The following is a 24,133-nucleotide window of genomic DNA, read 5'->3' on the forward strand; positions in this document are numbered from 1 at the left end:
CCGCGCATGACCAGCAGCCTGGGCGCCGATGCCTACCGCCTGTCGCGGCCGCGCGCCGCCACCGAACCGAGAACGACCATGAGCGAATTCGACCCCGCCGGCGCCCCCGTCGACGAAGCCACCAGCGCCGGCGAGCGCGACCCTTCGCGCGGCGCCGCCGTCGGCGCCACCGGCCCGGGCGCGGCGATCGGCGCCAGCGAGCGCCTGTCGACCCGCATCGCCTTCTTCATCGCCGGCCTGGCGATGGCGGCCTGGGCGCCGCTGGTGCCGTATGCGAAGGCCCGCACCGGCATCGACGACGGCATGCTCGGCCTGCTGCTGCTCGCGCTCGGCGCCGGCTCGCTGGCGACCATGCCGCTGACCGGTGCGATCGCCGCGCGCTACGGTTGCCGGCGGGTGATCCTGCTGGCCAGCGCGGTGGTCTGCGCGGCCTTGCCCTTGCTCACCCATTTCTCCAGCGTGCCGGCGATGGCGCTGACTCTGTTCGTGTTCGGCGCGGCCATCGGCACCATCGACGTCGCCATCAACATCCAGGCGGTGATCGTCGAGAAAGCCAGCGGCCGCGCGCTGATGTCGGGTTTCCACGGCTTTTTCAGCGTCGGCGGCATCGCCGGCGCCGGCCTGGTCAGTGCGCTGTTGTGGCTGCAGGCGGCGCCCGCGGTCGCGGCGATGAGCGTCGCGGTGGCGCTGGCGCTGCTGATGCTGGCCGGCAGCCGCGGCCTGTTGCGCTATGGCGACGACAGCCAGGGCGGCTCGATGTTCGTGCTGCCGCAGGGGGTGGTGATCCTGATCGGTGCGCTGTGCTTCATCGTATTCCTCGCCGAGGGCGCGATGCTCGACTGGAGCGCCTTGCTGCTGGTGTCGCAGCGCGGCGTCGAGGCTCGCGTGGCCGGCATCGGTTATGCGGTGTTCGCCCTGGCGATGACGATCGGGCGGTTCAGCGGCGACCGCATCGTGCATCGTTTCGGCCCGCGGCCGGTATTGGCCGCCGGTGGCGCCTGCGCCGCGACCGGCTTCGTCCTGGCGGCGCTGGCGCCGGGCGCCGTGCCGACCTTGATCGGTTTCGCCTTGATCGGCTTCGGCGCGTCCAACATCGTGCCGATTCTGTTCAGCGCGGCAGGACGGCAAACCGCGATGCCGGCCGGTGCGGCGATTTCGGCGGTCAGCACGCTCGGTTATGCCGGCATCCTGATCGGGCCGGCCGCGATCGGCTGGATCGCCAAGTTCAGCAGCCTGGCGATGGCCTTCCTGCTGCTCGGCGCGGCTTTGGTCGCGGTGGCGGCGAGCGCGCGCATCGCCGCCGCGCGCGACTGAAACGAATCTTCAGCGCGGCCGCTGCGCCAGCCAGCGGTCGAGCTGCGCGGCGAAGGCCTGGCGGTCGCGGACATGGAACACCGCCGGGCCGCCGGTCTATATGCCGGCGCCGCGCAGTTCGTCCATGAAATTGCGCATCGACAGGCGTTCGGCGATGGTGTCGCGGGTGTACAGCTCGCCGCGCGGGTTCAGCGCGACCGCGTGTTTTTCCAGGGCCAGCGCCGCCAGCGGGATGTCCTGGGTGACCACCAGGTCGCCGGCGGCGACGCGCTCGACGATCTGCGCGTCGGCGACGTCGAAGCCGCCGGGCACCTGGATCGCGCGGATGTAGGGCGAGGGCGGCGTGCGCAGCCATTGGTTGGCGACCAGGGTCAGCTGCACCCGGGCCCGGTCGGCGGCGCGGAACAGGATGTCCTTGATCACGACCGGGCAAGCGTCGGCATCGACCCAGATCTGCGGCGCGGCGGTGGCGGTCATGAGCGGGCGGCTCCGGGTTCGCTGGTGATCCGGCATTGTCGCGCCTGGCGCCGGGCCGCGTCGCATGCCTTCATCCGGGGCCGGCTACCATGTGGCCCGTGTCGCCGCAGCGGTCTGGCGACCATCTCCCCGGAGCGCCGCGCATGATCAAGGTCCATCACCTCAACAATTCCCGCTCGCAGCGCGTGCTGTGGCTGCTCGAAGAGCTGGAGCTGCCGTACGAGATCGTGCACTACCAGCGCGACACGAAGACCATGCTGGCGCCGCCGGCACTGCGTGCGATCCACCCGCTCGGCAAGTCGCCGGTGGTCGAGCTCGACGGTCAGGTCCTGGCCGAGTCGGCGGCGATCATCGAGACCCTGACCGAACGCTACGACAGCGACCATCGACTGTCGCCGCCGCCGCAACCGCTGCAGGGCGAGGAGCGGCTGCGTTATCGCTACTGGCTGCATTACGCCGAAGGCTCGGCGATGCCGCCCCTGTTGCTCAGTCTGGTGTTCTCCAAATTGCGGCGCGCGCCGATGCCGTTCTTCGCCAAGCCGATCGCGCGCGGCATCGCCGACAAGGCGGTGTCGGCCTTCGTCGGGCCGCAGCTGGCTTTGCACCTGGACTACATCGAAAGCGAACTGGGCAAGCACGAGTGGTTCGCGAGCGATCGCTTCACCGCCGCCGACATCCAGATGAGTTTTCCGGTCGAGGCCGCGGTCGCGCGCGCTCGCGACCGCGAACGGCCGCGCATGCAGGCTTTCGTCGAACGCATCCAGGCGCGGCCGGCCTACCGGCGGGCGCTGGAGCAGGGCGGGCCGTACTCGTTGCTGAGCTGAGCTGGCTTGTTTTCGGGCTGTTCCGGGCCCACTGAAGGGGAACGCGCCGCGGCCTCGGCGCGGCCTCCCCCGCGCACCGTCCTTTAGAGCTCCGCATGCATTCGCCGCAGTTCGACAACGCCTTCGTCCGCGCACTTCCCGGCGACCCCGATACCTCGCCGGGCGTACGCCAGGTGCATGGCGCGTTGTATTCGCGGGTCGATCCGACCCCGGTGGCGGCGCCGCGGCTGTTGGCTTGGTCGGCCGAGATGGCCGCGCGCCTGGGCTTCAGCGAGGACGACCTCGCCAGCCCGGCCTTCGCCGAGGTGTTCGGCGGCAATGCCCTGCTCGACGGCATGCAGCCGTATGCGGCCAACTACGGCGGCCATCAGTTCGGCCACTGGGCCGGCCAGCTCGGCGACGGCCGCGCGATCTCGCTCGGCGAGGTCGTCAACGCCGCCGGCGAGCGCTGGGAACTGCAGCTCAAGGGCGCCGGCCCGACCCCGTACTCGCGCAGCGCCGACGGCCGCGCGGTGCTGCGTTCGTCGGTGCGCGAATTCCTGTGCAGCGAGGCCATGCACCACCTCGGCGTGCCGACCACGCGCGCGTTGAGCCTGGTCGGCACCGGCGAGAGCGTGGTCCGCGACATGTTCTACGACGGTCGCCCGCAGGCCGAGCCCGGCGCGGTCGTGTGCCGGGTCGCCCCCTCGTTCATCCGCTTCGGCAATTTCGAACTGCCGGCCTCGCGCGGCGAGACCGAACTATTGCGGCAACTGGCCGACTTCTGCATCGCCCGCGATTTCCCGCACCTGAGCGGCGAGGGCGAGACCTTGTACGGCGCCTGGTTCGGCGAAGTCTGCGAACGCACCGCGGCGACGATGGCGCACTGGATGCGGGTCGGTTTCGTCCATGGCGTGATGAACACCGACAACCTGTCGATCCTCGGCCTGACCATCGATTACGGCCCCTACGGCTGGATCGACGACTACGACCCGGACTGGACCCCGAACACCACCGACGCCGGCCAGCGCCGTTACCGCTACGGCCAGCAGCCGCAGGTGGCGTACTGGAATCTCAGCCGCCTGGCCGGCGCCTTGTCGCTGTTGATCCCGGTCGAGGCCTTGCAGGACGGCCTGCGCCGCTATGTCGATGCCTACAACCTCGCCGAGCGCGACAGCATCGCGCGCAAGCTCGGCCTGCGCGAATGTGGCGACGAGGATGTCGAGCTGATGCAGACGCTGCGCGAATGGCTGCATCGGCATCAGGTCGATATGACGATCTTCTTCCGCGCCCTGGCCTCGGTCGATATCGCCCAGGCGCCGCCGGACGTACAAGTTTTTGCCGAGGCGTATTACGACGCCGAACTGGGCGCGCAGGGCGAGCCGGCCTTGCGCGCCTGGCTGGCGCGCTACGCCGAACGCGCGCGCGCCGATGCCTGGCCCGCGGAGCAGCGCATCGCCCGCATGAACGCCGCCAACCCGCGTTACGTGCTGCGCAATTATCTGGCACAACAGGCCATCGACCGTGCCGGGCAGGGCGATCTGCAAGGCATCGCCGAGTTGCTGGACGTGATGCGCCGCCCCTACGAGGATCAGCCGGGGCGCGAAGCCTATGCCGCGCGCCGCCCGGAATGGGCCCGCGACCGCGCCGGCTGCTCGATGCTGTCCTGCAGTTCCTGAGCACTCGGTTGCTGAGCACGCAGTTTTCGAGCCTGCAGTTCTCAAGTGGTCGGCTCCTCGATGCGCAGCGCCGCCGCCTGACCGGCTGAGGCGCCCGCCGCCATCGCGAACGCGCCGGGTTTTCAGCACAATGCGCAGCATGAATCCGACTGCCGAACTGCGCGTCCTCGACGCGGATGCGACCGCGTGGCACGACGCGTACTGCGATTACGTTTCCCAGGTCTTCCGCCAAGCGGATTTCCGCCGTTGGTGCGAATGGGGGCAGTGGGGCGAGGATTACCGCGCGTTCTGCCTGGTCGGCGACGACGGCCGCGTGCTCGCCAATGCCTCGGCCTGGCGCATGCGCCTGTCGATCGAAGGGCGCGAGGTCGAGGCCTATCAGCTCGGCGCGGTCGGTTGCCTGGCCCAGGCGCGCGGGCAGGGATGGGCGCGCCGGGCGATGCAGGCCGCGCTGGCGCATTGCGGGTCGGCGCCAGCGTTCCTGTTCGCCAACGACAGCGTGCTGGAGTTCTATCCGCGTTTCGGTTTCGCCGCGGCGCCGCAGAGCCTGTTCGAGGCGAGCCTGCAGGCCGAACCGGCGGGCGGCGGCAGCGCCGCCATACTCGACCTGTCCGACGCGGCGATTCGCGCCGACTTCCTGCGCGTGGCGGCCGCCGCGCCCGCGGTCAGCGGACGCTTCGCTGCGTGCGATTACGGCCGCATCGCTACCTGGTACGCCGCCAACGGTTATGCCAGCCACGTGCGCCGGCTCGGCGACGACACCTGGGTGTTCGCCGAGGCCGAGAACGGGGTGCTGACGATCGAGGACGTGTTCGCGACCGGGCCGTTCGATCTGCTGGCGGCGCTGCCGCAGTTGATCGAGCAGCCGATCCACACGGTCCGGTTCGGCTTCACGCCGGATCGCCTGTGGCCGCAGGCCCGGGCGGTCGGCGCGGAAGCCGATGCGGGTCTGTTCGTGCGCAACCTGGTCTTGCCGGCCGGGCCGCAGCGGTTTCCACTGCTGGCGCGGACCTGAGCGGTAGACCTGAGCGGCTCAGGGCCGGCGGCGATCGCCGGCTGATTGCCGGTTGATTGCCGGGGGTTAAAGGTCGGGAGCGCGAGGTCAGGGCCGACATCGCTGCGCTGATGTCGATGGCTTGAAGTCGCCGCCGGCAAGCGGCAGCGTCGCCGGCGAACCGGCTGCGCCGCGCCGATGCGGGCATCGCGCGGCACGGCCGGCGCGCGGCGCCGCCGCAGTCGCCGGGCCGGTCGTTCAGACCGGGGCGAAGCCCTTGGTGGTCTTCTTTTCGTTCTTTTCGGCGCGCTTTTCCTTCATGGTCTTGGCCGGTTTCTTCTTGGTTTCCTTCTTGCGGTCCATGCCCTTGCTCATGATCTCGTCCTCGTTCGATGGCGGCGCGCCGCAGCGGATGGCGGGCGCCCGTAGCCGAGTATGCGCCGCCTGACGCGACCGCGCCTGGGTCGGCCAGCCGCCGCCCTCACGGCTGAGCCGGGCCTCGGTCAGCCCGGCATGCCAGATCAGGCCCGCCAAGGCCGGCCTGCCGATTGGCCCGCCGCGCCCGGTAGAATGGTCGGATGCCCCTGATTACCGTACAGAACGCCGACTACAGCGTCGGCGGCCCGCTCCTGCTCGAAAACGTCGAACTGTCCATCGAACCGGGCGAACGCATCGCCCTGATCGGTCGCAACGGCGCGGGCAAGTCCACTCTCATGAAACTGCTGGCCGGCGAACTGCAGCCCGACGACGGCGAAATCCGCCGCGAATCCGGCGTGCGCGTCGCCCGGCTCGAACAGGAAGTGCCGCCCGGCGCCAGCGGCACGGTGTTCGACGTGGTCGCCGACGGCCTCGGCGAGCTCGGCCACTGGCTGGCCGAATACCACCACCTCAGCCACGCCGAACCCTTCGACGGCGACGCCCTGGCCGACGTGCAGACCAAGATCGAGGCCGCCAACGGCTGGGGCCTGGACCAGCGCGTCACCGAGACCCTCGACCGCCTCGGCCTGGACGGCGAAGCCGCGTTCTCGGGCCTGTCCGGCGGCATGAAGCGGCGCGTGCTGCTGGCGCGCGCGCTGGTGTCGGCGCCCGACCTGCTGCTGCTCGACGAACCGACCAACCACCTCGACATCGAAGCCATCGACTGGCTCGAACAATTCCTCAAGTCCTGGCAGGGCGCGCTGCTGTTCGTCACCCACGACCGCCGCTTCCTGCGTGCGCTCGCCACCCGAATCGTCGAGATCGACCGCGGCCAGGTCACCAGCTGGCCCGGCGACTGGGACAACTACGTGCGCCGGCGCGAAGAGCGCCTCAACGCCGAGGCCCAGGAAAACGCCCGCTTCGACAAGCTGCTGGCGCAGGAAGAAGTGTGGATCCGCCAGGGCATCAAGGCCCGCCGTACCCGCGACGAAGGCCGCGTGCGCCGGCTCAAGGCGATGCGCAACGAACGCCAGGCCCGCCGCGACACCGTCGGCAACGTGCGCATGGACTTCGCCCAGGCCGAGTCCTCCGGGCGCAAGGTCATCGAGGCCAAGGACGTCAATTTCGACTACGGCGGCAAGCCTTTGCTGCGCGATCTGTCGACCACGATCTTCCGTGGCGACCGGATCGGCCTGATCGGGCCCAACGGCAGCGGCAAGACCACCCTGCTCAAGACCCTGCTCGGCGACCTCAAGCCGCACAGCGGCGAAGTGCGCGAGGGCAGCAAGCTGCAGGTCGCCTATTTCGACCAGTACCGCGCCACTTTGCGCGAGGACTGGAACGCGATCGAGAACGTGGCCGAAGGCCGCGAATACGTCGAAGTCGGCGGCAAGCAGAAACACATCATCGGCTACCTGCAGGACTTCTTGTTCACCCCGGAGCGCGCGCGCGCGCCGATCACCCGCCTGTCCGGCGGCGAGCGCAATCGCCTGCTGCTGGCCAAGCTGTTCGCGCAGCCCTCCAACCTGCTGGTGATGGACGAACCGACCAACGACCTCGATGTCGAGACGCTCGAACTGCTGGAAGAACTGCTCGGCGACTACACCGGCACCTTGCTGCTGGTCAGCCACGACCGCGACTTCCTCGACAACGTCGTGACCTCGACCCTGGTCATGGAAGGCGACGGCCGGGTCGGCGAATACGTCGGCGGCTACAGCGACTGGGTGCGTCAGCGCGCCAACGCCGTGGCCCGAAGCGTCGCCAGCAAGGCCGCGGCGTCGAAGCCGGAGGCCGAAGCGGCCGCACCGGTCGTCGCCAAGCGCAAGCTGAGCTACAAGGACGCGCGCGAACTGGAACAGTTGCCGGCGAAGATCGAGGCCCTGGAAACGCGTCTGGCCGAACTCACCGCGCAAATGAACCAGCCGTCCTTCTACCAGCGCGACGCCGCCGCGATCCACGCCCACAACGCGACCCTCGCCGAGGCCCAGGCCACCCTCGATGCGGCTTACGCGCGCTGGGCGGAACTGGACGGCTGAGAGGCCTGGGGGCAGTCAGCGGACCGAGGACTCGGTCCGTGCTGCCCCGTTGCTTTGCCGCAAGCGATCGAGAGGCGTTCGATCAACAGCGCGACAGGCAACCCGCCGAAGCGCGGCAACTACCGGACGTACGACGGCGAAGCGCTCGCCTGAGGTAAGCAGGGTTCCTGTCCGGGCCGGCAGGCGGGTTTGTCGATGTCGGGGGGGCAATCGCCGTACCAGTGGGGCCGTTCAGCCGAGGCCATGCGACAGTGGCCGGATCATTCCGCTTCCGATTCGCGTAGTTCCGTACCGGCTATTTCTGCTTCGCGTGCGATCCAGGCATGAAACGCGCCGATGCGGGCTTCCTGCAGCCGGTCCCTGCGGCACACGATCCAGTACGAATACGGATCCGGAATGCCGAGAGCGAACGGTTTGGCGAGGCGGCCGCTGCGCACCGCATCGTGCACGAGCACGGCCGGGGCGAGCGCGACGCCGCGTCCCGCCATCGCGGCTTCTATCGCGAGTTGGGTGCTGTCGAAGAGTGGGCCGCGCTCCAGCAGACGGGTCGCCTCGGTCGCTGTCAGGCCCGCCGCGGCCAGCCAGGCCGGCCAATCGGGTCGGCCGGCGAGGCCGGCGCCGAGCGGCGGCGCCGTCCGCAGCAACGCGTGACGAGCCAACGCCTGCGGCGAATCGAGGCTGCCGCTGGCGAGCAAGGACGGCGCACACACTGGGAATACCTCGCCCGAAGGCCACAGCCTGGCCGTATCCAGTGCTTCGCCGTAGGGGCCGGGGCCGTAGCGCAGCGCGATATCGATGCTCGCGTCGCGCGCCAGATCGACTACCGTGCTGTCGGCCGCGAGCCGGATCTCGATCGCCGGATACAGGGCCTGGAAACGATGCAGCCGCGGCGCCAGCCACATCCCGGCGAACGAGGCCGCGGCGCTGATGCTCAAGCTCGCAGGGCCCGCGCTGAGCCCGTCGAGCTTCAACTCGTCCAGTGTTCGGCCGATATCCTTGAAAGCCCGCTGCGTGGTGGCGGCCAAGCGCTCGCCGGCGCTGGTCAGCCGCACCGAGCGGTATAGCCGATCGAACAGGTTGGCTCCGAGATACGCTTCCAGCGCCTTGATCTGATGGCTGATCGCCGCCGGCGTCACGGAGATTTCCCCGGCCGCCGCTTTCAGGCTCCCCAGGCGGGACGCCGCCTCGAAGGCGCGAATGGCGGCGAGCGGCAGGTTAGGAAGCGGGGCGCGGGGTTTCATTCGCTGCAGTCTTCGAGTTAGCCCAACTAACTTTAGTCCGAAAAAAGATCGTTTGGCGGGCGAGCTCAGTCCAGGCACCCTGGGTACCGGATTCGCAGTCCTGTCCCTTCACCCATTCGGGAGCGCCATGAGCCACCTCAATTTTGCCGTCATCGACGTATTCGCGCAGAGCCCCTTGAGCGGCAATCCCCTGGCCATCGTCAGCGGCGGCGACGATCTGCCGGACGACGTGCTACGTGCGGTGGCGCGGGAGTTCAACCAGGCGGAAACGACGTTCGTGCTCGATCCGGTCGCGGCCGATGCGGACCGCAAGCTGCGTTCGTTCACCGCCAGCGGCGCGGAGGTGTTCGGCGCGGGCCACAACGCCCTGGGCGCCTGGCTGTGGTTGGCCGAAACCGGCCAGCTCGGCGACCTCAGCGAGGAGAAGGAATTCCGGCAGGAGATCGGGCCGGCGGTGCTGCCGGTGCGCATCAAGCTGGAAGGCGGACGCGCCAGCGCCGTCATGACCCAGGGCCGGCCGGAGTTCCTCGCCAAAGCGCAGGACCTGGACGGGCTCGCAGCGGCGCTCGGGCTCGATCCGCAGGATATTTGCGAGCCTTCGCCGCAGGTAGTGACCACCGGAGCGGAGCACTTGCTCGTGGCCGTGGGTAAACGCACGGACGTGGACAAGGCACGCCCCGACTCGCAGCGCCTGCTGGCCCAACTGCGCCAGGCCGGTGCCGAAGGCTGCTACCTGTTCTCGACGCAGGCGCATGCCGACGGCGTCACTGCGTACGCGCGGTTCTTCAATCCCACCGTCGGCCTTTGGGAGGACTCCGCGACCGGCACCGCGGCCGGACCGTTGGCGGCCTTCCTCGACGCTCATGGGCTGGTAGGAACCGAGCGGTCGATCGTCATCGAGCAGGGCCGGTCCATGGGCCGGCCGAGCAGGCTCAACGTCGATCTTCGCGATGGCGTGAAGCTTTCCGGCGGCGGCGTAATCGTAATGGCGGGCACTCTGTTCCTTTAGCCTTATGGGCGATCCCGCAGCCGTCTGTGCCCGGTGATGAGCGGGCCGCCGCAGCCCCCGACTTTCGTCGCTTGCGCGGGCCGGAACGGCGGTTCCTAATCCCCTCGACAGCCGGCGCGGCCGGCCAGGGGAGAGCGGCGATGGCCACCAGCGGCACTGGATATATCGGACGGATCGGCTCGGCCGGGGCGCTCGCGCTCGGCTTGCTGGGCGCCGGCAACGCCGCGGCCGCGGTCAAGGACGCCGCACCCAACGGTTTCACCATCGAGAACGAACAAGCGGTCGCGGTCGACCCGGGCACGGCCTGGAAGGCCTTGGTCGAGGACATCGACCGTTGGTGGCCCAAGGACCACACCTGGTGGGGCGCCGCGTCGACCCTGTCGATCGATGCCCGCGCCGGCGGCTGTTTCTGCGAGATCGGCCGCGACGGCAAGCAGCAGGCGCAGCATATGACGGTCAGCTTCGTCGACCCCGGCAAGACCCTGCGCCTGCTCGGCGGCCTCGGCCCGCTGCAGGGCATGGGCCTGAGCGGGGCGATGGAGTTCCGGCTCAGTCCGGGCCAGGACGGCGGCACCCGGATCGTCCTGCATTACCGCGCCGGCGGTTACACGCCCGACGACCTGAGCAAGTTCGCCGCCGTGGTCGACAAGGTGCAGGGTCTGCAACTCGGCGGCCTGGCCGACTATCTGCGCCGGCGCGAACCGCTCGAGGCGGGCGCGCAGCGGTGAGTCCGGAGGTCGCCTATCGCACCCGCCACGATCGCGGCGCGGTCCTGGCGACGCATCGCCACCACGCGCCGTACGCGGCGCTGGTGCTGGACGGCGACTACACCGAATCCAGTCTCGACGGTCCTTTGCCGTGCCGGCCCGGCACCCTGGTGCTGCATCCGCCGTTCCACGCCCACGGCGACCGCTTCGGACGGCTCGGTGCGAGCGCGATCAACCTCGAACTGCCGTCCGATCGCTTCGCCCTGGCCGCGAGCGCCTGGCAGGTGCACGACCTGCGCGAAGCTCGGGAAGTGTTTGCGCGCTGCCCGCAACGCCTGCCCGAACTGCTGGCCTGCGCGACGCCGCAGGCGGCGGTGGCGGTGCCGGACTGGCAGGGCGAATTGCTGCGCGCGATGGCCGTATGCGACGACGGGATCGGCACGCTCGCGCGCCGTCTCGGGGTGTCGGCCGAACACGCCAGCCGCGCGCTGGCCCGCACTTACGGCATGTCGCCGCAGGCGCTGCGGCGCGAGGCGCGCTGGCGCCATGCCTTGCAGCTGATGGCCGGCGACAGCTCGCTCGCGCAGGTCGCCGTCGACGCCGGTTTCAGCGACCAGAGCCATCTGCACCGCATCGTCGTCGCTCATGCCGGCTGCACCCCGGCGCGCCTGCGCGAGCAGATCCGCGGCCGGCTGCGGCCGCAGATCAATTGCGTACAAGACCGGGCCCTGGCGATCGCGGCCTAATGACTCCGACGCGCCGCCGGCGCCAAGGAGCCCCGCCATGAACCTGACCCGCCTCGCCGCCGCCGCGGCCTTGCCCGTCCTGCTCGCCTGGGCGGCGAGCGGCGCATCGACCGCCGTCCCCGCCAGCGGCCCGCTCGCGGCCAAGGCGGTCAACGACACCCTGGGCGCGTCGCTGCGCGCCGACATGCCGACCGCGCTGAGCGCCTTGAAGGCGGCGCCGGTCGAGCAGTTCAACGCCAAGGACGCCGCGTTCCGCGCCTGCATGCTCGGCCGCCACGACCGCAGCGCGCCGCCGTACCTGGCCGGCACCGTCGCCGACCCGTTCGTGCGCAGCGTGCTCGGGGCGTACCAGCGTTACTGGTGGCGGGCGCTGCGCGATCCGGCGGTGCGTCCGGCCGAAGAAACGCGGCTGAAGACCGACCTGGCCGCGCTGCTCGGCGAGCCCGCGCCGGCGCCGACCGAAGAAGCCTTCGAGGGCTTGAACGAACGCATCAACGTCGAACTGCGCAAGCGCGGCTTTCATCCGCTGCAAGGCCGCACCCCGCCGCTGTACGACCTGATGCTGTGGGGCAAGCAGGAAGAACGCGCCTACACCGTCGACCTGCCGAGCGGCGAACGGCAGCCGGTGACGGTGTTCGTGATGGACGCCTGGGTCAGCCGCGGCTGGTCACACTACACCTCGTGCGAGCGCACCGGCGCGGCCGGCTGGGCCCAGCCCGAAGGCCTGTTCGCGGTGCGCAGCGCTTACGGCGACATGAAGGGCGAGGACTTCCAGGTCAGCTTCCTGGGCCACGAGGCCCAGCACTTCGCCGACATGAAGCGCTGGCCGGACATGCCGCCCTGGATCCTGGAGTACCGGGCCAAGCTGGTCGAACTGGCCAAGGCCGAAACGACCCGCGAAAAACTGCTCGAGCGTTTCTATCGCAGTCAGGACGACGAACCCGATCACCCGCATCCCTATGCCAACAAGCGCGTCACCATCGAGGTGGCGACGAAACTCGGCCTGGCCGCGGACGCCGACCTGCGCAAGGCCGACCCGGACGCGGTGCGCCGCGCCGCGCGCGAAATACTGATCGCCGACACCCAGCGCCGCGAGGCCGAGGGCGATGCGAAGACCGGCGAAGTGAAGGCCGCGAGGTGAAGGCCGGCGCGGCGAAGACCGCCAAGTAACGCCGGAAATAAAGCCCGGCTGGCGAAACCGGCTGCTGCGGCGAGCGCCGCTGCGGCGCCGCTCAGCCGGCCATGACGAAGGCCGGCGCGTGCGGCGAGGGCTGCCGCGCCGCGCGCGTCTCGCGGCGCTCGACCCGGGCGACCCGGCCTTCCTCCATCACGATCAACTGATCGGCGACATCGAAATAGCGGTCGTCGTGGGTGATCGCGACGATCGCCTTGCCGCGCGCTTTCAGCGCCGGCAGGATCTCGTGATAGAACACCGCCTTGAAGGTCGGGTCCTGGTCGGCGGCCCATTCGTCGAACAAATACAGCTCCTTGTCGTCGATGATCGAGGCCAGCAGGGCCATGCGCCGGCGCTGGCCGTCGGACAGGGCCAGGGTCGAGAAGCGCCCGTCGCGGTAACTGACCTTGCGCTCCAGGTGCAGCGCCTTGAGGTAGTGGTCGACGGTCGCCTTGAGCCGGTCGTCGTCGGCGCCGAGGATCTGGTCGAACAGGTGGTAGTCCGAATAAATCGCGCTGACCGACTGCCGGTAGGTGCCGATCGAATCGTCGCTGACGGCGTGCTCGCCGAAGTAGATGGCGCCGCCGACCGCGCGGTAGTGCAGGGTCAGCAACTTGCTCAGGGTCGACTTGCCCGAGCCGTTGCCGCCGACGATGAAGCTGATCTCGCCCTTGCGGAACTCCAGGTCGAGCGGGCCGACCCGGAAACCGTCGTCCTTGTCGTCCTTGCTGCCGTGGCGATAGCTGACCTGCTCGAAGCGGACGCTGTCCCAGCCGCGCGCCGGCTCCTGCACCGCCGAAATGGTTTCCTGCGGAATCTCCTCGAACAGCTTGGCCACGCGCTGGATCGACACCCGCGAGATCGAAATCTGCGGCAGGAAACCGAGGATCGCCGAGATCGGCCCGGCGATGTACAGCAACGCCATGATCACCCCGATCAACTGCTCGTTGCTGATCGTGCGGTAGTTGACCACGATGAACACGATCGAGCCGATCACGAAGAAGCTCAGCAGGTCGCCGTAATTGCTGGCCGCGCGCAGGATCGTATAACCGGTCTTCTCGTCCTTCTGCACCGAGCGTTCGCAGTGCATCAGCACCTTGTCGAAGAAGGCCTCGCGCTTGGCGTCGTCGAGCTTGAGCTCCTTGATGCCGTGAATCAGGCCCTGGATCGATTCCTGCAGGTGGTCGAAGTGCTGGCGCGCGCTGTTGAAATAGCGCCCGCCGATCAGCATCGGAATCTGGTAGGTGACCACGCCGAAGGCGATGCAGCCGAGCACGAACCAGAACAGGTCGGCGTTGAGCACCAGCAGAAAGCCGAGCATGCCGAGCAGCATCACCAGGTTGATCAGCATGTCCGGGAACATGCGCGCGCCCAGCACGATGCGCGGCACGTCCGAGGTCAGCGCGGCGATCAGGCGCGAAGGGCCGATCTTCTCCAGCGCCGACAGCGGCGCCTGGGCGATGCGTTCGTACAGGCGCGTGCGCAGGCTGGAAGCGACGTCGATGGCGACCCGGGTCAGCACCACCTGCGACAAGGTGCGGGTGACCAGGATGAACACGCATACCAGGGTGAACACCAGGGCGAACGGCGCGTTGGCGATTTCCAGCGACAACAGCCGGGTCGGCGCGGCGGCGACCGTATGCAGGCGCGGGTCGCCCTGCTTGAGCACGTTCATCACCAGCGGGATCAACAGCGAATAGCAGATGCCGGACAGGCCGCCCAACAGGATCGAGAAGAACACCTTGTTGGGCGCGCGGCGCGAATATTCGGCGAACAATTTCATTCGGCGGCTCCTGTGGCCTGGCCGGCCCGCGCGACGGCGGGACGGTCGTAGGCCGCCTCCAACTTGCGGTATTCGACGTTGCGGAAGGCTTCGACGCTGTCGTCGTAGTGCGGGCTGAGCACGTTGCCGGACTGGCCGGTCGAGTTCATGTAATGGTGTTGCACGGCGTCGCGGCGCAGCGCGATCACCTGGCGAAAGCCGGCGCCGAAGGTCTGCAGATAGCCGTCCGAGCCGGCATAGCTGGCGCCGGCGACGTTGACCGAATTCGGTGAGCCGCCGTTGCCGACCCGGCGTTCGAACAACTTGTCGAACGGCTTCCACTGGCTGAAAGGCATATGCCGGTAAACGGTCCGCTGCACGTCGCCCCAGCGCCAGCTGCCCATGCTCCAGTCGCCCTTTAGCTTGTAAAGCTCCCACAGCGCGCGTTCCTGCGAGACTGCGAGGGCCTGGTCGCAGGTTTCGCGTACGGCAGTGGCGCGGCGGTCGCACCAGCCCGCGCCGTCGTTGCGCAGCAGCGCGGTCAGCTGATCCAGGCCGACGCCTTCTACGAGGGCGTCGAGAATGTCCTCGCCCTGGGTTTCGCCCCAGTTGGCTTGCAGGCGCTCGGCGTAGACGCGCTCGCGGAAATGCCGCATCCAGACATGGAAGATCGCCGCGGCCTGGCTGTCGGCGCGCATGTCGCCGTTCCAGTCCTTCAAATGGCGGGCCGCCTGCGTGCGCCGGCCGGCCATGCTGTCGGAAGACTTGCCCTCCGGAGATTTGCCATCCGCAAGCCTGCCGTCCGAAAGCATGTTGTTGGAAAGCGCGGGCAGGCGCTTGCGCAGTTCGCCGAACAGCGCTGCCGCTTCCAGGTCGAGGGTGTCGGCCTGGATTCGTTGCATGTCGGCCACGCCCAGGCGCTGGCCGGCGTCGATGCGTTCGCGCAACAGTTGTTCGATGCGACGCGCGCGCGCCGGCGAGGCCCAGTCGTGCGAGACGAAATGCGGATAGGTCTCGCCGGCGACCTTATTGTTGGCGGTGACGATGTAGCCCGATGGCGGGTTGTAGCTTTGCGGCCATTGCGCCGGCGGCACTTCGCCGGACCAGCCGTAGGCTTCGTCCCAGCCCGGCGAGGGCAGGGTGCCTTCGCCCTGTTTGCGCAGCGGCAGGCGGCCGGCGCCGAGGTAGCCGATGTTGCCCTCGCGGTCGGCGTAGACCATGTTCATCGCCGGGGCGACATGGAAGGCCAGGGCCTGACGGAAGCCGTCCCAGTCCTTCGCATAGCCGAGGCGGAAGAACGCCTCGTAACTGGTGTCGCCCGGGTCGAGCCCGGTCCAGCGCAGCGCCACCGGTTGATCGAACACGCCGTAGCGATCGCTGATGATCGGCCCGTGCCGGCTGGCGCGAACCTTCAAGGACACCGGCGCGTATTGCTCGCGCAACTGGCGCGGAAAATCCGCGCGCACTTCGATGCGTTCCTCGCGCACCGCGAAGGCCTGCCAGCCGGCGCCGGTTTCGTAGTGCTCGCTGGCGCGGTCGACGCGCTCGAAGAACAGGTCCTGGGTGTCGGCCATCATGTTGGTGCCGCCCCAGGCGAGCCGCTCGTTGCGTCCGAACACCACCACCGGCAAGCCGACCAGGCTCATGCCCGAGGTCTTCAGCCCCGGCGCCTGGAGGCTGACCGGATACCACAAGGACGGAATCTGCAGGCCCAGGTGCGGGTCGTTGGCGAGCAAGGCGGCGCCGTCGCCGGTCAGACGGCCGGCGACCACCCAGGCGTTGCTGCCGGTGTTCGGCACCGCCAGTCCGTAGTCGCGCTGCAACCGCGTCTGCAGGCGGCCGATCGAGGCCAGCGGCGCCGCGTCGCGTGGGCCGAGAGCCGCCACCGTGGTCGGCGCATCGGCCGGGTAGTCGGGAAAGAACGGTTTCAACTGCGTCTCGTCGAGGCCGCGCTGGGCGACGTAGCGCGCGAGCTCGCGCTGGAAATTGCCGCCGAGGTCGAGGGCGAACATCTTGATCCAGGCCAGCGAATCGCGTTCGGTCCAGCGTTCTGGGCGGATGCCGAACACGCGGAACTCGCTCGGCAGCGGATGGCCTTCGCCGATCCAGGCGTTGATGCCGGCGGTGTAGGCGGTGAGCGAACGTTGCGCCTGCGGGCTCAGCGCCGGCCAGGCCGTCGCGGTGGACTCGTACAGGCCGAGGGTGCGGAACCAGACGTCGGTGTCGACGCTGTCCTTGCCGAATATCTCGCTGACCCGGCCGCGCGCCAGGCGCCGCTGCAGTTCCAGTTGCCACAGGCGGTCTTGCGCCTGCGCATAACCGACTGCGAAGAACGCGTCGTCGTCGCTCGCGGCCTGGATGTGGACCATGCCGTCGGCATCGCGCCGGATCGTCGCCGGCGCCGACAGGCCACGGCTGAGCTGCAGGGCCGGCGCCTGCGGCAGGCTCGCCTGCAGCGACGACCAGGTCCAGACCGACGCGGCCAGCAACGGTGCGACGACGATGGCCAGGAACCGCGAGGCGAGCGGAAACGAACTGAACAATGCAAAAAACTTCACCGATGCTCTCGCCATGATCGTGAAGGGGACGACTCCTTGTCTGCGCTCTCGACGCCGTCCCCACGGAGTGTCGATGCGTACGATCCTTGCGTGTTGCCGTTGTCATTGCCGAGCGTTGGCGCGGCGCCACTGTCGCAGCCGTCGCGGTCAACGCGATGACCGCGGCGCGGGCGAACTGCCCGGGCGCCCGCGTCCTCGCCCATGCTGGCGGCTCGGCGTTGCAGGCCGCGAGACGCGGGCATCGCGACGGCGAGTAACCGGGCCCGTGCGGCTAGCTAACGTCGTGCCGGCACCGCTCAGGCCAAACCGGCCGGCCAGGCGGCCGGGCAGTTGAGCCAGGCAAGCCGGGCAGGCTGGAGCGGCCGAGCCGATCTGCCGGCGTGCCCGCCCGCGGCGCCTTGGCGGCCGCCGATGCCGGTCGTGTCCTGTGCATCCCCCGGATGCCGTTTACCGTGTTTCGGATATTTCCCTGTTCCTTGGGGTCTCGATCCTTTGTTTGATGTTCCTTGAGTGCGATCACGTTGTCGGCTATCGCAATGATCATGCGCCTATGGCGTCCCCGGATCCTTGCTGATAGGCGGCGATCGAGTCGACGAGAACTGCTGTCGATGAAAGACCAACGTCACACAGAAATAGCTTAATGAGGATGTGGCGTCAATGAAACGGATCTCGCTCATATAGGTGAATCGACCTGGATAAAAATGCGCCAGTGCACTCGAAAGTGGTGTTTTTCCGGGGGATTTACCGGATACATCGCCGTCGCTCCGGATAGGGGCGCGTGCAGTGGGGTGTGTAGGCTGCACGTACCTGGCCGTATTTTTTATGTGATCGCGTTTCTGGTTCGTGTGGTTGTAGAGACTCAGTGCACAGATTGCATACGTACATTTGACGCGATTGAGACGCCAAGCGTATAAGCCTCGCGAGGCCCGATTACGCAAGGTGCAGTGGGAAGCGTCATGGGGCCCGGGGGTGCGCGGATCGCGTTGACGACCGTCGCATCGAGTGCGAACCGTCGGCATTAGGCTCGCACCGTCCGAACCGAATCGGCTCGGAGTCAGGGGGAAATCGAAAGGAAGTATCAGCGGCGGCGCGCGGCATTCGCGCGTCGATGGAGAGTTGTTGGTCCGCATATCGCATGAAGCGAAGCACGCCCGACATGGGGTCTTCGAACGGAAGCAGTTCAGTCAAGCAAAGGTTGCTCAAGGAAGTCAGCGTGCAAAGTTTTCCCGAAATCATGCTTCACCGCGCCCGAACCATGCCCGACGCCGTGGCCTGCCGCTTTTTCAAGGGCGCCTCGCTGGAGCCCGAGGTGCTCACCTTCGGCCACCTGTTCGAACAGGCGGCCGGGCTGGCGGCGCGGCTGCAACAGCGCGGCCTGGCGGGCCAGCGCGCGGTGCTGGTATGCAAATCGCAGCAGAGTTTCGTCGTCGCCTTCTATGCCTGCATGCTGGCCGGCGTGGTCGCGGTGCCGTCGGCGCCGCCGCGCCGGCAGGTGATGCAGAGCCGCCTGCAACTGATCGTCGGCGATGCCCAGGCGCGCGCGCTGCTGTTCGACGGCGACGAACTGCTCGACGCCCAACTCGAATTCGACGGCGAGCGATTGCTCAAGATCGACCTGCGCGAACACGACGCGGCCGGCCTGCGCGCAGACGCCGCACAATGGGCCCAGGCCTTTCCCGAGCCCTCGGCGCACGCCTTCTTCCAGTACACCTCCGGTTCGACCGGCGACCCCAAGGGCGTCGTGGTCGGCCACGGCAACCTGGTCCACAACTGCGCCGCGATCCAGGACGCGATGGAACTGTCGCCGGACTCGGTGTTGTTCACCGCCTTGCCGCTGTTCCACGACATGGGCCTGGTGGGCGGGGTGCTGCAGCTCATGTACAGCGGTTGCCCGGCCGGCTTCATGTCTCCGTCGGAATTCGTGCAGTACCCGGAACGCTGGCTGCAGATCGTTTCGAAATTCGGCGTCACCGTCAGCGGCGGGCCGAACTTCATGTACGACCTGGCCGGACGCGCGATCAAGCCCGAACAGATCGAAGGCGTCGACCTGTCGTCGTGGCGGGTCGCGTTCTGCGGCGCCGAACCGATCCGCGCCGCCACCGTGACGCGTTTCGCCGAGCGCTTCGGCGAGTACGGTTTCCGTGCCGAGTCTTTCTACCCCTGCTACGGCATGGCCGAGTCGACGTTGTTGATCACCGGCGTGCGCTGCGGCCAAGCGACCGCGGTCGATCGCCGCGACGGTGCGGCCGTGGTCGGTTGCGGCACGCCGCGCACCGGCATGCGCCTGGCCGTCGTCGACCCCAAGACCCATCGCCGGGTGGCGGACGGCGAGGGCGGCGAGATCTGGGTGCACGGCGCCAGCGTCGCCCAGGGCTATTGGCGGCGCCCCGAGCTCAATGAAATAGCCTTCCACGCGCGCATCGACGGAGAAGCCGAAGCGGATGCGCCCGGCGGCTACCTGCGCACCGGCGACCTGGGCTATCTGCACGACGGCCAGTTGTTCGTCACCGGCCGACTCAAGGATCTGATCATCGTCAACGGCCGCAAGTACGTGCCGCAGGACATCGAAGACGAGTGCGAGCAGAGCCACGAAGCGCTGCGCCAGTCGGGCGGCGCCGCCTTCGACGTCGTCGAAGGCGACAGCGGCCGGCTGGTGGTGGTGTTCGAACTCAAGCGCGAATGGCTGCGGCGCCACCCGCAGTGGCACGAGGTGATCGGCTCGATGCGCGCCTCGGTCAACTCCGCTTACGGATTGCCGGTGTCCGAGGTGGTGCTGATCAAGCCCGGCACCCTGCCGCGCACCTCGAGCGGCAAGGTGCGGCGCAACCAGTGTCGTACCGATTATCTCGCCGGTGCCTTGCAGCGCGCGGGATGAGCGACCGCCCCGGCGGAGGGGGCGCGGGCGGTGCCCGCGACGACGAACGCAACGCCAGTGAATGCAGCGCCGGTCCTCGCGGGCCGGAAGACATGGAGCAGTTGGGGGCAGGGCAATGAGCAAGCGTGAACCGTGGTTGATCGATGCGATGGCCGAAGTGCTGGAGGTGGACCGTTCGCAGTTGTCGGCGACCGAGTCCTTCGCCGAACTCGGCGTGGATTCTCTGCTGGGGCTGCGCCTGACGCGCAAGCTGGAAGACCTGCTGGGCAGCGAAGTCGAACTGGAATGGCTGTTCGACCACCCCAGCGTGCGCCAGCTCGCGCGTTTCCTCGACGAGCGCTTCGGCGAGATCGAGGCCGCGCCCGTCGGCCCGGGTTGAAGCCGCCGACCCGACGAACCAAACCCTCCGCAGCCTGCTCATGGACGGTTCCGCGATCCGGAACCGAGCGGCCTGCTCAACGCGTCACGAAAGGAATCAGCGACATGAGCGAATTTCCGGTATCGCCCGCGACTCGCCACTGGCATAGCGCCGCGCCGCTCGCGCTCGAACTCGGGCAGAGCCTGCCCGGCTACACCTTGGGCTATCGCACCTGGGGCCAATTGTCGGCGGCCGGCGACAACGCCGTCGTCGTCTGCCATGCATTGACCGGCTCGGCCGACGCCGCCGAGTGGTGGGAGCCGCTGTTCGGCGCCGGCAAGGCGCTCGACCCGGAACGCGATTTCATCGTCTGCAGCAACGCCCTCGGCAGTTGCTACGGCAGCACCGGGCCGGCCTCGCCGCACCCCGACGGCGACCAATGGGGCTCGCGCTTTCCGAAGCTGACCATCCGCGACCAGGTGCGGGCGCAGATGGCGCTGGCCGATGCGCTCGGCATCCGTCGGATCAAGCTGGTGATCGGCGGCTCGATGGGCGGGCTGCAGACCCTCGAGTGGGCCCTGCTCGATCCGCAGCGGGTCGAGTCGATCGCGGTGATCGCCGCGAGCGCGCGCCACTCGGCCTGGTGCATCAGCTGGAGCGAAGCGCAGCGCCTGTCCCTGCGCGCCGACCCGAAGTTCCGCGGCGGCGACTACCCGCGCGAGGATGCGCCGCACGCCGGCCTCGGCGCCGCGCGCGCGATCGCGATGGCCACCTATCGCAGCCCGGCCTCGCTCGACGACCGCTATGGGCGCGCCAACGGCGCCTCGGTGTTCGATGTTCACGCCAAGCTTCCCGACGACTTCGCCGTGCGCGGCTGGATGCAGCATCATGCCGAGAATTTCGTCCGCCGATTTGACGCCAATTGCTATCTCGCGTTGATCGACGCGATGGACCAGCACGACGTCGGCCACGGCCGCGGCGGCGTCGCCGCCGCCCTGGCGAGCATCCGCCAGCCGGCCCTGATCGTCGCCATCTCCAGCGACGGCCTGTACCCGCCGGCCGAGCAGGAACTGCTGTGCGAATCGATTCCCGGCGCGCACTTCCTCGAGATCAACTCGCGCCACGGCCACGACGGTTTCCTCATCGATGCGGGCGCGATGGAACGCAGCATCGCCCAGTTCCGCGGCGTCGCCGCGACCCCGGGCCACGGCGCCCGCTTCATCAACGCAGCGGAGGTCGCAACTTATGCTGGCTGATTACTCGCCCGTACGCATCCAGGCCCGCAACGGCGTGGTCGATGCCCACCGCGTCGACCTGGTGCTGATCGGCGCACGCGGCAAGGTCGGCAGCGCCTTCCGGCGCCAGCTCGGCAATCGCCAGCCGGCGCTGTTGTCGGAGGCCAATCTCGATCTGCGCCTGCTCGCCGGTTTCGACCGCCGCGGCTTCGCCTTCGACACCCACGGCATCGTCCCCGAATCGATCGACGAGCACATGCCCGAGCGAGGCGCCGACGACGTCGAACGGTTGATGTCGCACGTCGGCCGCCACGGCGGCGTACGCACCCTGGTGGTCGATTGCACCGCCAGCGACGAGATCGCCGATTTCTATCCGCGCCTGCTGATGGGCGGCATGGGCATCGTCGCGGCCAACAAGCGCGCCAACGCGCGCAGCCTGTCGAGCTATCGCGACCTGCAGCACGCCGCGCGCGAACGCGGCGTGCCCTACCGCTACGAGACCACGGTCGGCTCGGCGATTCCCTTGCTCGGCCCGCTGCGCGACCTGCGCCTGCGCGGCGAGCGGGTGATCTCGGTGCAGGGCGTGCTGTCGGGTTCGCTGAGCTACATCCTGCACCGCATGCACGAGGGCTGTCTGTTCTCGGCCGCGGTCGCCGAAGCGCGCGCGCTGGGCTACACCGAGCCCGACCCGATGGAAGACCTGCGCGCGATCGACCTCAGCCGCAAGCTGCTGGTGCTGGCGCGCGAGGCCGGTTTCGCGATGGAAATCGAAGACCTGGTGATCGAGCCCTTCGCCGACCTCGACATCGCCACCGACGACCTGATCCCGGCCCTGCAGGTCGCCGATGCAGGCTGGAAGGCGCGCATCGCCAGCGCCCTGGAGCAGGGCGAGCGCTGGGTGGTGCTGGCCGAGGCCAGCCGAGAAGGCGGGCGCATCAACTTGCGCCGGGTGCCGGCGCACTCTTCGTTCGCGCAACTCGAACCCGGCCAGAACCTGATCTCGATCCGCACCGAACTGCAGGACCGGATGCCGCTGTGCGTCAGCGGCCCGGGCGCGGGGGTGGAGATCACCGCCGCCGGCGTGCTCAGCGACGTGGTCGCGGCCGCGGCGCACTGGACCCGGCAGGACTGAGCGCAGCGGCACAGGACCGCCGGCTTCGGGCCGGCTTCGGCAGGACGCGAATCGACAGGACGCGATAGATGAATCTGGACAAGGCCATCGACAGGCAGCGAACCGAGGATATGGACCCCTGGTTCCCGCTGTCGGCTGCGCAGCAGGGACGGTGGTTCCTGTACCGTTTCGACCCGGCCGGGCGCGGCAACCACAACAACGTGTTCGCCGTGGCCTTGCAGGGGCGGATCGAGCCGTCGGCTATCGCGCGTGCCCTGGACGACCTGGCCGCGCATCATCCGATGCTGCGCGCGCGGGTGCGTTGCCTCGACGGCCGCGAGCCCGAGCAGTGCATCGCCGCCGCCGCGCAGGTACCGCTGTCGATCGTGGACGCGGGCGGGCTCGACGAAGACGAGTTGAAGACGCGGGTCGGGGCCGATGCGTTGCGCGCGTTCGACGACGAGTCTGCGCCGCTGGTGCGCGCGGCACTGTATGTGCGCGACGCGGGCGAGTCGGTGCTGGCGCTGGCCTTCGATCATCTGGTCTGCGACGGTTGGTCGTACTGGCGCCTGCTCGAAGAGTTCGGCGCTTTGCTGTCGGGCACCGCGACCGGCACCGAACCGAGCGCGGCCGCGGCCAGCTATCGCGATTACGTCGCCTGGCAGCGCGACTGGCTCGGCAGCGCCGAGGCCGAGCGCCAGTTCGCTTATTGGCAGGACCGCTTCGCCACGCCCGCGCCGGTGCTCGACCTGCCGAGCGACCGGCCGCGCCCGGCGCAGCCGAGCGGGGTGCAGGCGGTGGTCTCGCTGTCGCTGCCGGCGCCGACGGCGCAGGCCTTGACTGCCCTGGCCACGCGCCAGGCCGGGACCTTGTTCACCACCTTGCTGGCCGCGTACCAGATTCTGTTGCATCGCCTCAGCGGGCAGGACGAGATCGTGGTCGGTTCGCCGATGCCGGGCCGCAGCCGCCCGCAGTGGGACGGCGTGGTCGGCGATTTCGTCAACATGGTCGCGCTGCGCGCCAGTTTCGCCGAGCGCCAGAGCGTGGCCGAAGCGCTGCGCCTGGCCCGCAACGCCGCGCTCAAGGGCATGGCGCAGCAGGACTATCCGTTCTCGCGTCTGGTCGACCGCCTGCACGCTGGCCAGGCCCGCGGCGAGCACCCGCTGTTCCAGAGCGTGTTCGTGTTCCAGAACGCGCGCCGCAGCCAGGACCTGGCGGCGCTGTGGAAGGCCGGCGCATCCGACGCCCCGGTGGCGTACTGGGGCGAGATCGGGCTGCGGCCGTTCCCGCTGCCGCAACGGCTCGGCAGCGACCGCATCGGCTTGGCCTTGCAGGCGATGGAGTTCGACGACGGCCTGCGCTGCGATTTCGTCTACGACACCGATCTGTTCGACGAGGCCACGGTCGCGCGCTATGCGCAATGCTTCGAGGTGCTGCTGGACGGCATGATCGCCGATCCCCAGTGCGCGGTCGGCCGCCTGCCTTGGCTGCCGGCGGCCGAACGCGAACTGGTGCTGGAGACCTTCAACGACACCGCCTTCGATTACCCGCGCGAGCGCCTGCTGCATCAGCCGTTCGAGGCGCAGGTGCGCTCGACACCGGACGCGACCGCGCTGGTCTGCGGCGACGAGCGGCTG

17 protein-coding genes and 1 pseudogene are annotated in these 24,133 nt (G+C 68.9%); 14 read left to right on the forward strand and 4 right to left on the reverse strand.

Features of this window, described 5'->3' with window-relative positions; all coding sequences use genetic code 11:
* The first annotated feature begins 6 nt into the window (after positions 1–6).
* Positions 7–1,314 (forward strand): MFS transporter, encoded by a 1,308-nt coding sequence (locus tag AC6CH2_RS17875; protein ID WP_498270361.1) that lies wholly within the window; start codon positions 7–9, stop codon positions 1,312–1,314.
* Between the two features lie 9 nt (positions 1,315–1,323).
* On the opposite strand, the pseudogene AC6CH2_RS17880 reads toward AC6CH2_RS17875, so the two are convergent.
* Positions 1,324–1,791, reverse strand: a pseudogene (locus AC6CH2_RS17880) (YaiI/YqxD family protein).
* A 143-nt stretch (positions 1,792–1,934) separates the two neighbouring features.
* Here AC6CH2_RS17880 and AC6CH2_RS17885 point away from each other — a divergent pair.
* The 4 genes from AC6CH2_RS17885 to AC6CH2_RS17900 all read left to right on the forward strand — a co-directional run bounded on the left by AC6CH2_RS17885 (position 1,935) and on the right by AC6CH2_RS17900 (position 7,720).
* Positions 1,935–2,615 carry a glutathione S-transferase gene (locus tag AC6CH2_RS17885; RefSeq protein WP_498270362.1) on the forward strand — a complete coding sequence of 227 codons (681 nt, stop codon included), beginning with the start codon at positions 1,935–1,937 and terminating at the stop codon, positions 2,613–2,615.
* 95 nt (positions 2,616–2,710) lie between these two features.
* Entirely contained in the window at positions 2,711–4,273 is a 1,563-nt protein-coding gene (locus AC6CH2_RS17890) for a protein adenylyltransferase SelO (protein ID WP_498270363.1), read from the forward strand.
* 139 nt (positions 4,274–4,412) lie between these two features.
* Positions 4,413–5,288, forward strand: a complete 876-nt coding sequence (locus tag AC6CH2_RS17895; RefSeq protein ID WP_498270364.1) for a GNAT family N-acetyltransferase — start codon at positions 4,413–4,415, stop codon at positions 5,286–5,288.
* A gap of 557 nt (positions 5,289–5,845) precedes the next feature.
* Positions 5,846–7,720: an ATP-binding cassette domain-containing protein gene (locus AC6CH2_RS17900; protein WP_498270365.1), complete on the forward strand. Its 1,875-nt coding sequence runs from the start codon at positions 5,846–5,848 to the stop codon at positions 7,718–7,720.
* A 260-nt stretch (positions 7,721–7,980) separates the two neighbouring features.
* Here AC6CH2_RS17900 and AC6CH2_RS17905 read toward each other — a convergent pair whose 3' ends face one another.
* Positions 7,981–8,961, reverse strand: a complete 981-nt coding sequence (locus AC6CH2_RS17905) for a LysR substrate-binding domain-containing protein (RefSeq protein ID WP_498270366.1) — start codon at positions 8,959–8,961, stop codon at positions 7,981–7,983.
* A gap of 127 nt (positions 8,962–9,088) precedes the next feature.
* Here AC6CH2_RS17905 and AC6CH2_RS17910 point away from each other — a divergent pair, with 127 nt between their 5' ends.
* The 4 genes from AC6CH2_RS17910 to AC6CH2_RS17925 all read left to right on the forward strand — a co-directional run bounded on the left by AC6CH2_RS17910 (position 9,089) and on the right by AC6CH2_RS17925 (position 12,564).
* Positions 9,089–9,970 carry a PhzF family phenazine biosynthesis protein gene (locus AC6CH2_RS17910; RefSeq protein ID WP_498270367.1) on the forward strand — a complete coding sequence of 294 codons (882 nt, stop codon included), beginning with the start codon at positions 9,089–9,091 and terminating at the stop codon, positions 9,968–9,970.
* 140 nt (positions 9,971–10,110) lie between these two features.
* The gene (locus AC6CH2_RS17915; RefSeq protein WP_498270368.1) at positions 10,111–10,698 is read left to right on the forward strand and encodes an SRPBCC domain-containing protein; all 588 of its coding nucleotides are present in this window, start codon (positions 10,111–10,113) and stop codon (positions 10,696–10,698) included.
* Positions 10,695–11,423, forward strand: a complete 729-nt coding sequence (locus tag AC6CH2_RS17920; protein ID WP_498270369.1) for an AraC family transcriptional regulator — start codon at positions 10,695–10,697, stop codon at positions 11,421–11,423. The genes AC6CH2_RS17915 and AC6CH2_RS17920 overlap by 4 nt, the downstream gene beginning before the upstream one ends.
* 37 nt (positions 11,424–11,460) lie before the next feature.
* A complete protein-coding gene (locus tag AC6CH2_RS17925) occupies positions 11,461–12,564 on the forward strand; it encodes a hypothetical protein (protein ID WP_498270370.1) in 1,104 nt (367 codons plus the stop codon).
* A gap of 91 nt (positions 12,565–12,655) precedes the next feature.
* On the opposite strand, the gene AC6CH2_RS17930 is transcribed toward AC6CH2_RS17925, so the two are convergent.
* A complete protein-coding gene (locus AC6CH2_RS17930) occupies positions 12,656–14,380 on the reverse strand; it encodes a cyclic peptide export ABC transporter (protein ID WP_498270371.1) in 1,725 nt (574 codons plus the stop codon).
* Complete coding sequence (locus tag AC6CH2_RS17935) at positions 14,377–16,917, reverse strand: penicillin acylase family protein (RefSeq protein ID WP_498270372.1); 2,541 nt, start codon at positions 16,915–16,917, stop codon at positions 14,377–14,379. The genes AC6CH2_RS17930 and AC6CH2_RS17935 overlap by 4 nt, the downstream gene beginning before the upstream one ends.
* A gap of 1,234 nt (positions 16,918–18,151) precedes the next feature.
* On the opposite strand from AC6CH2_RS17935, the gene AC6CH2_RS17940 reads away from it, so the two are divergent.
* From AC6CH2_RS17940 to AC6CH2_RS17960, 5 genes are all read left to right on the forward strand, one after another.
* Entirely contained in the window at positions 18,152–19,792 is a 1,641-nt protein-coding gene (locus AC6CH2_RS17940) for a fatty acyl-AMP ligase (protein ID WP_498270389.1), read from the forward strand.
* A 115-nt stretch (positions 19,793–19,907) separates the two neighbouring features.
* Positions 19,908–20,171 (forward strand): acyl carrier protein, encoded by a 264-nt coding sequence (locus AC6CH2_RS17945; RefSeq protein WP_498270373.1) that lies wholly within the window; start codon positions 19,908–19,910, stop codon positions 20,169–20,171.
* A gap of 104 nt (positions 20,172–20,275) precedes the next feature.
* Positions 20,276–21,406 (forward strand): homoserine O-acetyltransferase MetX, encoded by a 1,131-nt coding sequence (gene metX / locus AC6CH2_RS17950; RefSeq protein WP_498270374.1) that lies wholly within the window; start codon positions 20,276–20,278, stop codon positions 21,404–21,406.
* Positions 21,396–22,517 (forward strand): homoserine dehydrogenase family protein, encoded by a 1,122-nt coding sequence (locus AC6CH2_RS17955; RefSeq protein ID WP_498270375.1) that lies wholly within the window; start codon positions 21,396–21,398, stop codon positions 22,515–22,517. Before metX ends, AC6CH2_RS17955 begins: the two co-directional genes overlap by 11 nt.
* Before the next feature lie 68 nt (positions 22,518–22,585).
* The coding region (locus AC6CH2_RS17960; RefSeq protein WP_498270376.1) for a condensation domain-containing protein at positions 22,586–24,133 on the forward strand (1,548 nt) is incomplete at its 3' end.

It is taken from the genome of Lysobacter sp. GQ73 (genome assembly GCF_059758755.1).

What these genes read in the sequence shown, in the direction of transcription:
- AC6CH2_RS17875 (WP_498270361.1), top strand. Translation starts at nt 7, where the DNA reads ATGACCAGCAGCCTGGGCGCCGATGCCTACCGCCTGTCGCGGCCGCGC.
- AC6CH2_RS17885 (WP_498270362.1), top strand. Translation starts at nt 1,935, where the DNA reads ATGATCAAGGTCCATCACCTCAACAATTCCCGCTCGCAGCGCGTGCTG.
- AC6CH2_RS17890 (WP_498270363.1), top strand. Translation starts at nt 2,711, where the DNA reads ATGCATTCGCCGCAGTTCGACAACGCCTTCGTCCGCGCACTTCCCGGC.
- AC6CH2_RS17895 (WP_498270364.1), top strand. Translation starts at nt 4,413, where the DNA reads ATGAATCCGACTGCCGAACTGCGCGTCCTCGACGCGGATGCGACCGCG.
- AC6CH2_RS17900 (WP_498270365.1), top strand. Translation starts at nt 5,846, where the DNA reads ATGCCCCTGATTACCGTACAGAACGCCGACTACAGCGTCGGCGGCCCG.
- AC6CH2_RS17905 (WP_498270366.1), bottom strand. Translation starts at nt 8,961, where the DNA reads ATGAAACCCCGCGCCCCGCTTCCTAACCTGCCGCTCGCCGCCATTCGC.
- AC6CH2_RS17910 (WP_498270367.1), top strand. Translation starts at nt 9,089, where the DNA reads ATGAGCCACCTCAATTTTGCCGTCATCGACGTATTCGCGCAGAGCCCC.
- AC6CH2_RS17915 (WP_498270368.1), top strand. Translation starts at nt 10,111, where the DNA reads ATGGCCACCAGCGGCACTGGATATATCGGACGGATCGGCTCGGCCGGG.
- AC6CH2_RS17925 (WP_498270370.1), top strand. Translation starts at nt 11,461, where the DNA reads ATGAACCTGACCCGCCTCGCCGCCGCCGCGGCCTTGCCCGTCCTGCTC.
- AC6CH2_RS17930 (WP_498270371.1), bottom strand. Translation starts at nt 14,380, where the DNA reads ATGAAATTGTTCGCCGAATATTCGCGCCGCGCGCCCAACAAGGTGTTC.
- AC6CH2_RS17940 (WP_498270389.1), top strand. Translation starts at nt 18,152, where the DNA reads ATGCTTCACCGCGCCCGAACCATGCCCGACGCCGTGGCCTGCCGCTTT.
- AC6CH2_RS17945 (WP_498270373.1), top strand. Translation starts at nt 19,908, where the DNA reads ATGAGCAAGCGTGAACCGTGGTTGATCGATGCGATGGCCGAAGTGCTG.
- metX (WP_498270374.1), top strand. Translation starts at nt 20,276, where the DNA reads ATGAGCGAATTTCCGGTATCGCCCGCGACTCGCCACTGGCATAGCGCC.
- AC6CH2_RS17955 (WP_498270375.1), top strand. Translation starts at nt 21,396, where the DNA reads ATGCTGGCTGATTACTCGCCCGTACGCATCCAGGCCCGCAACGGCGTG.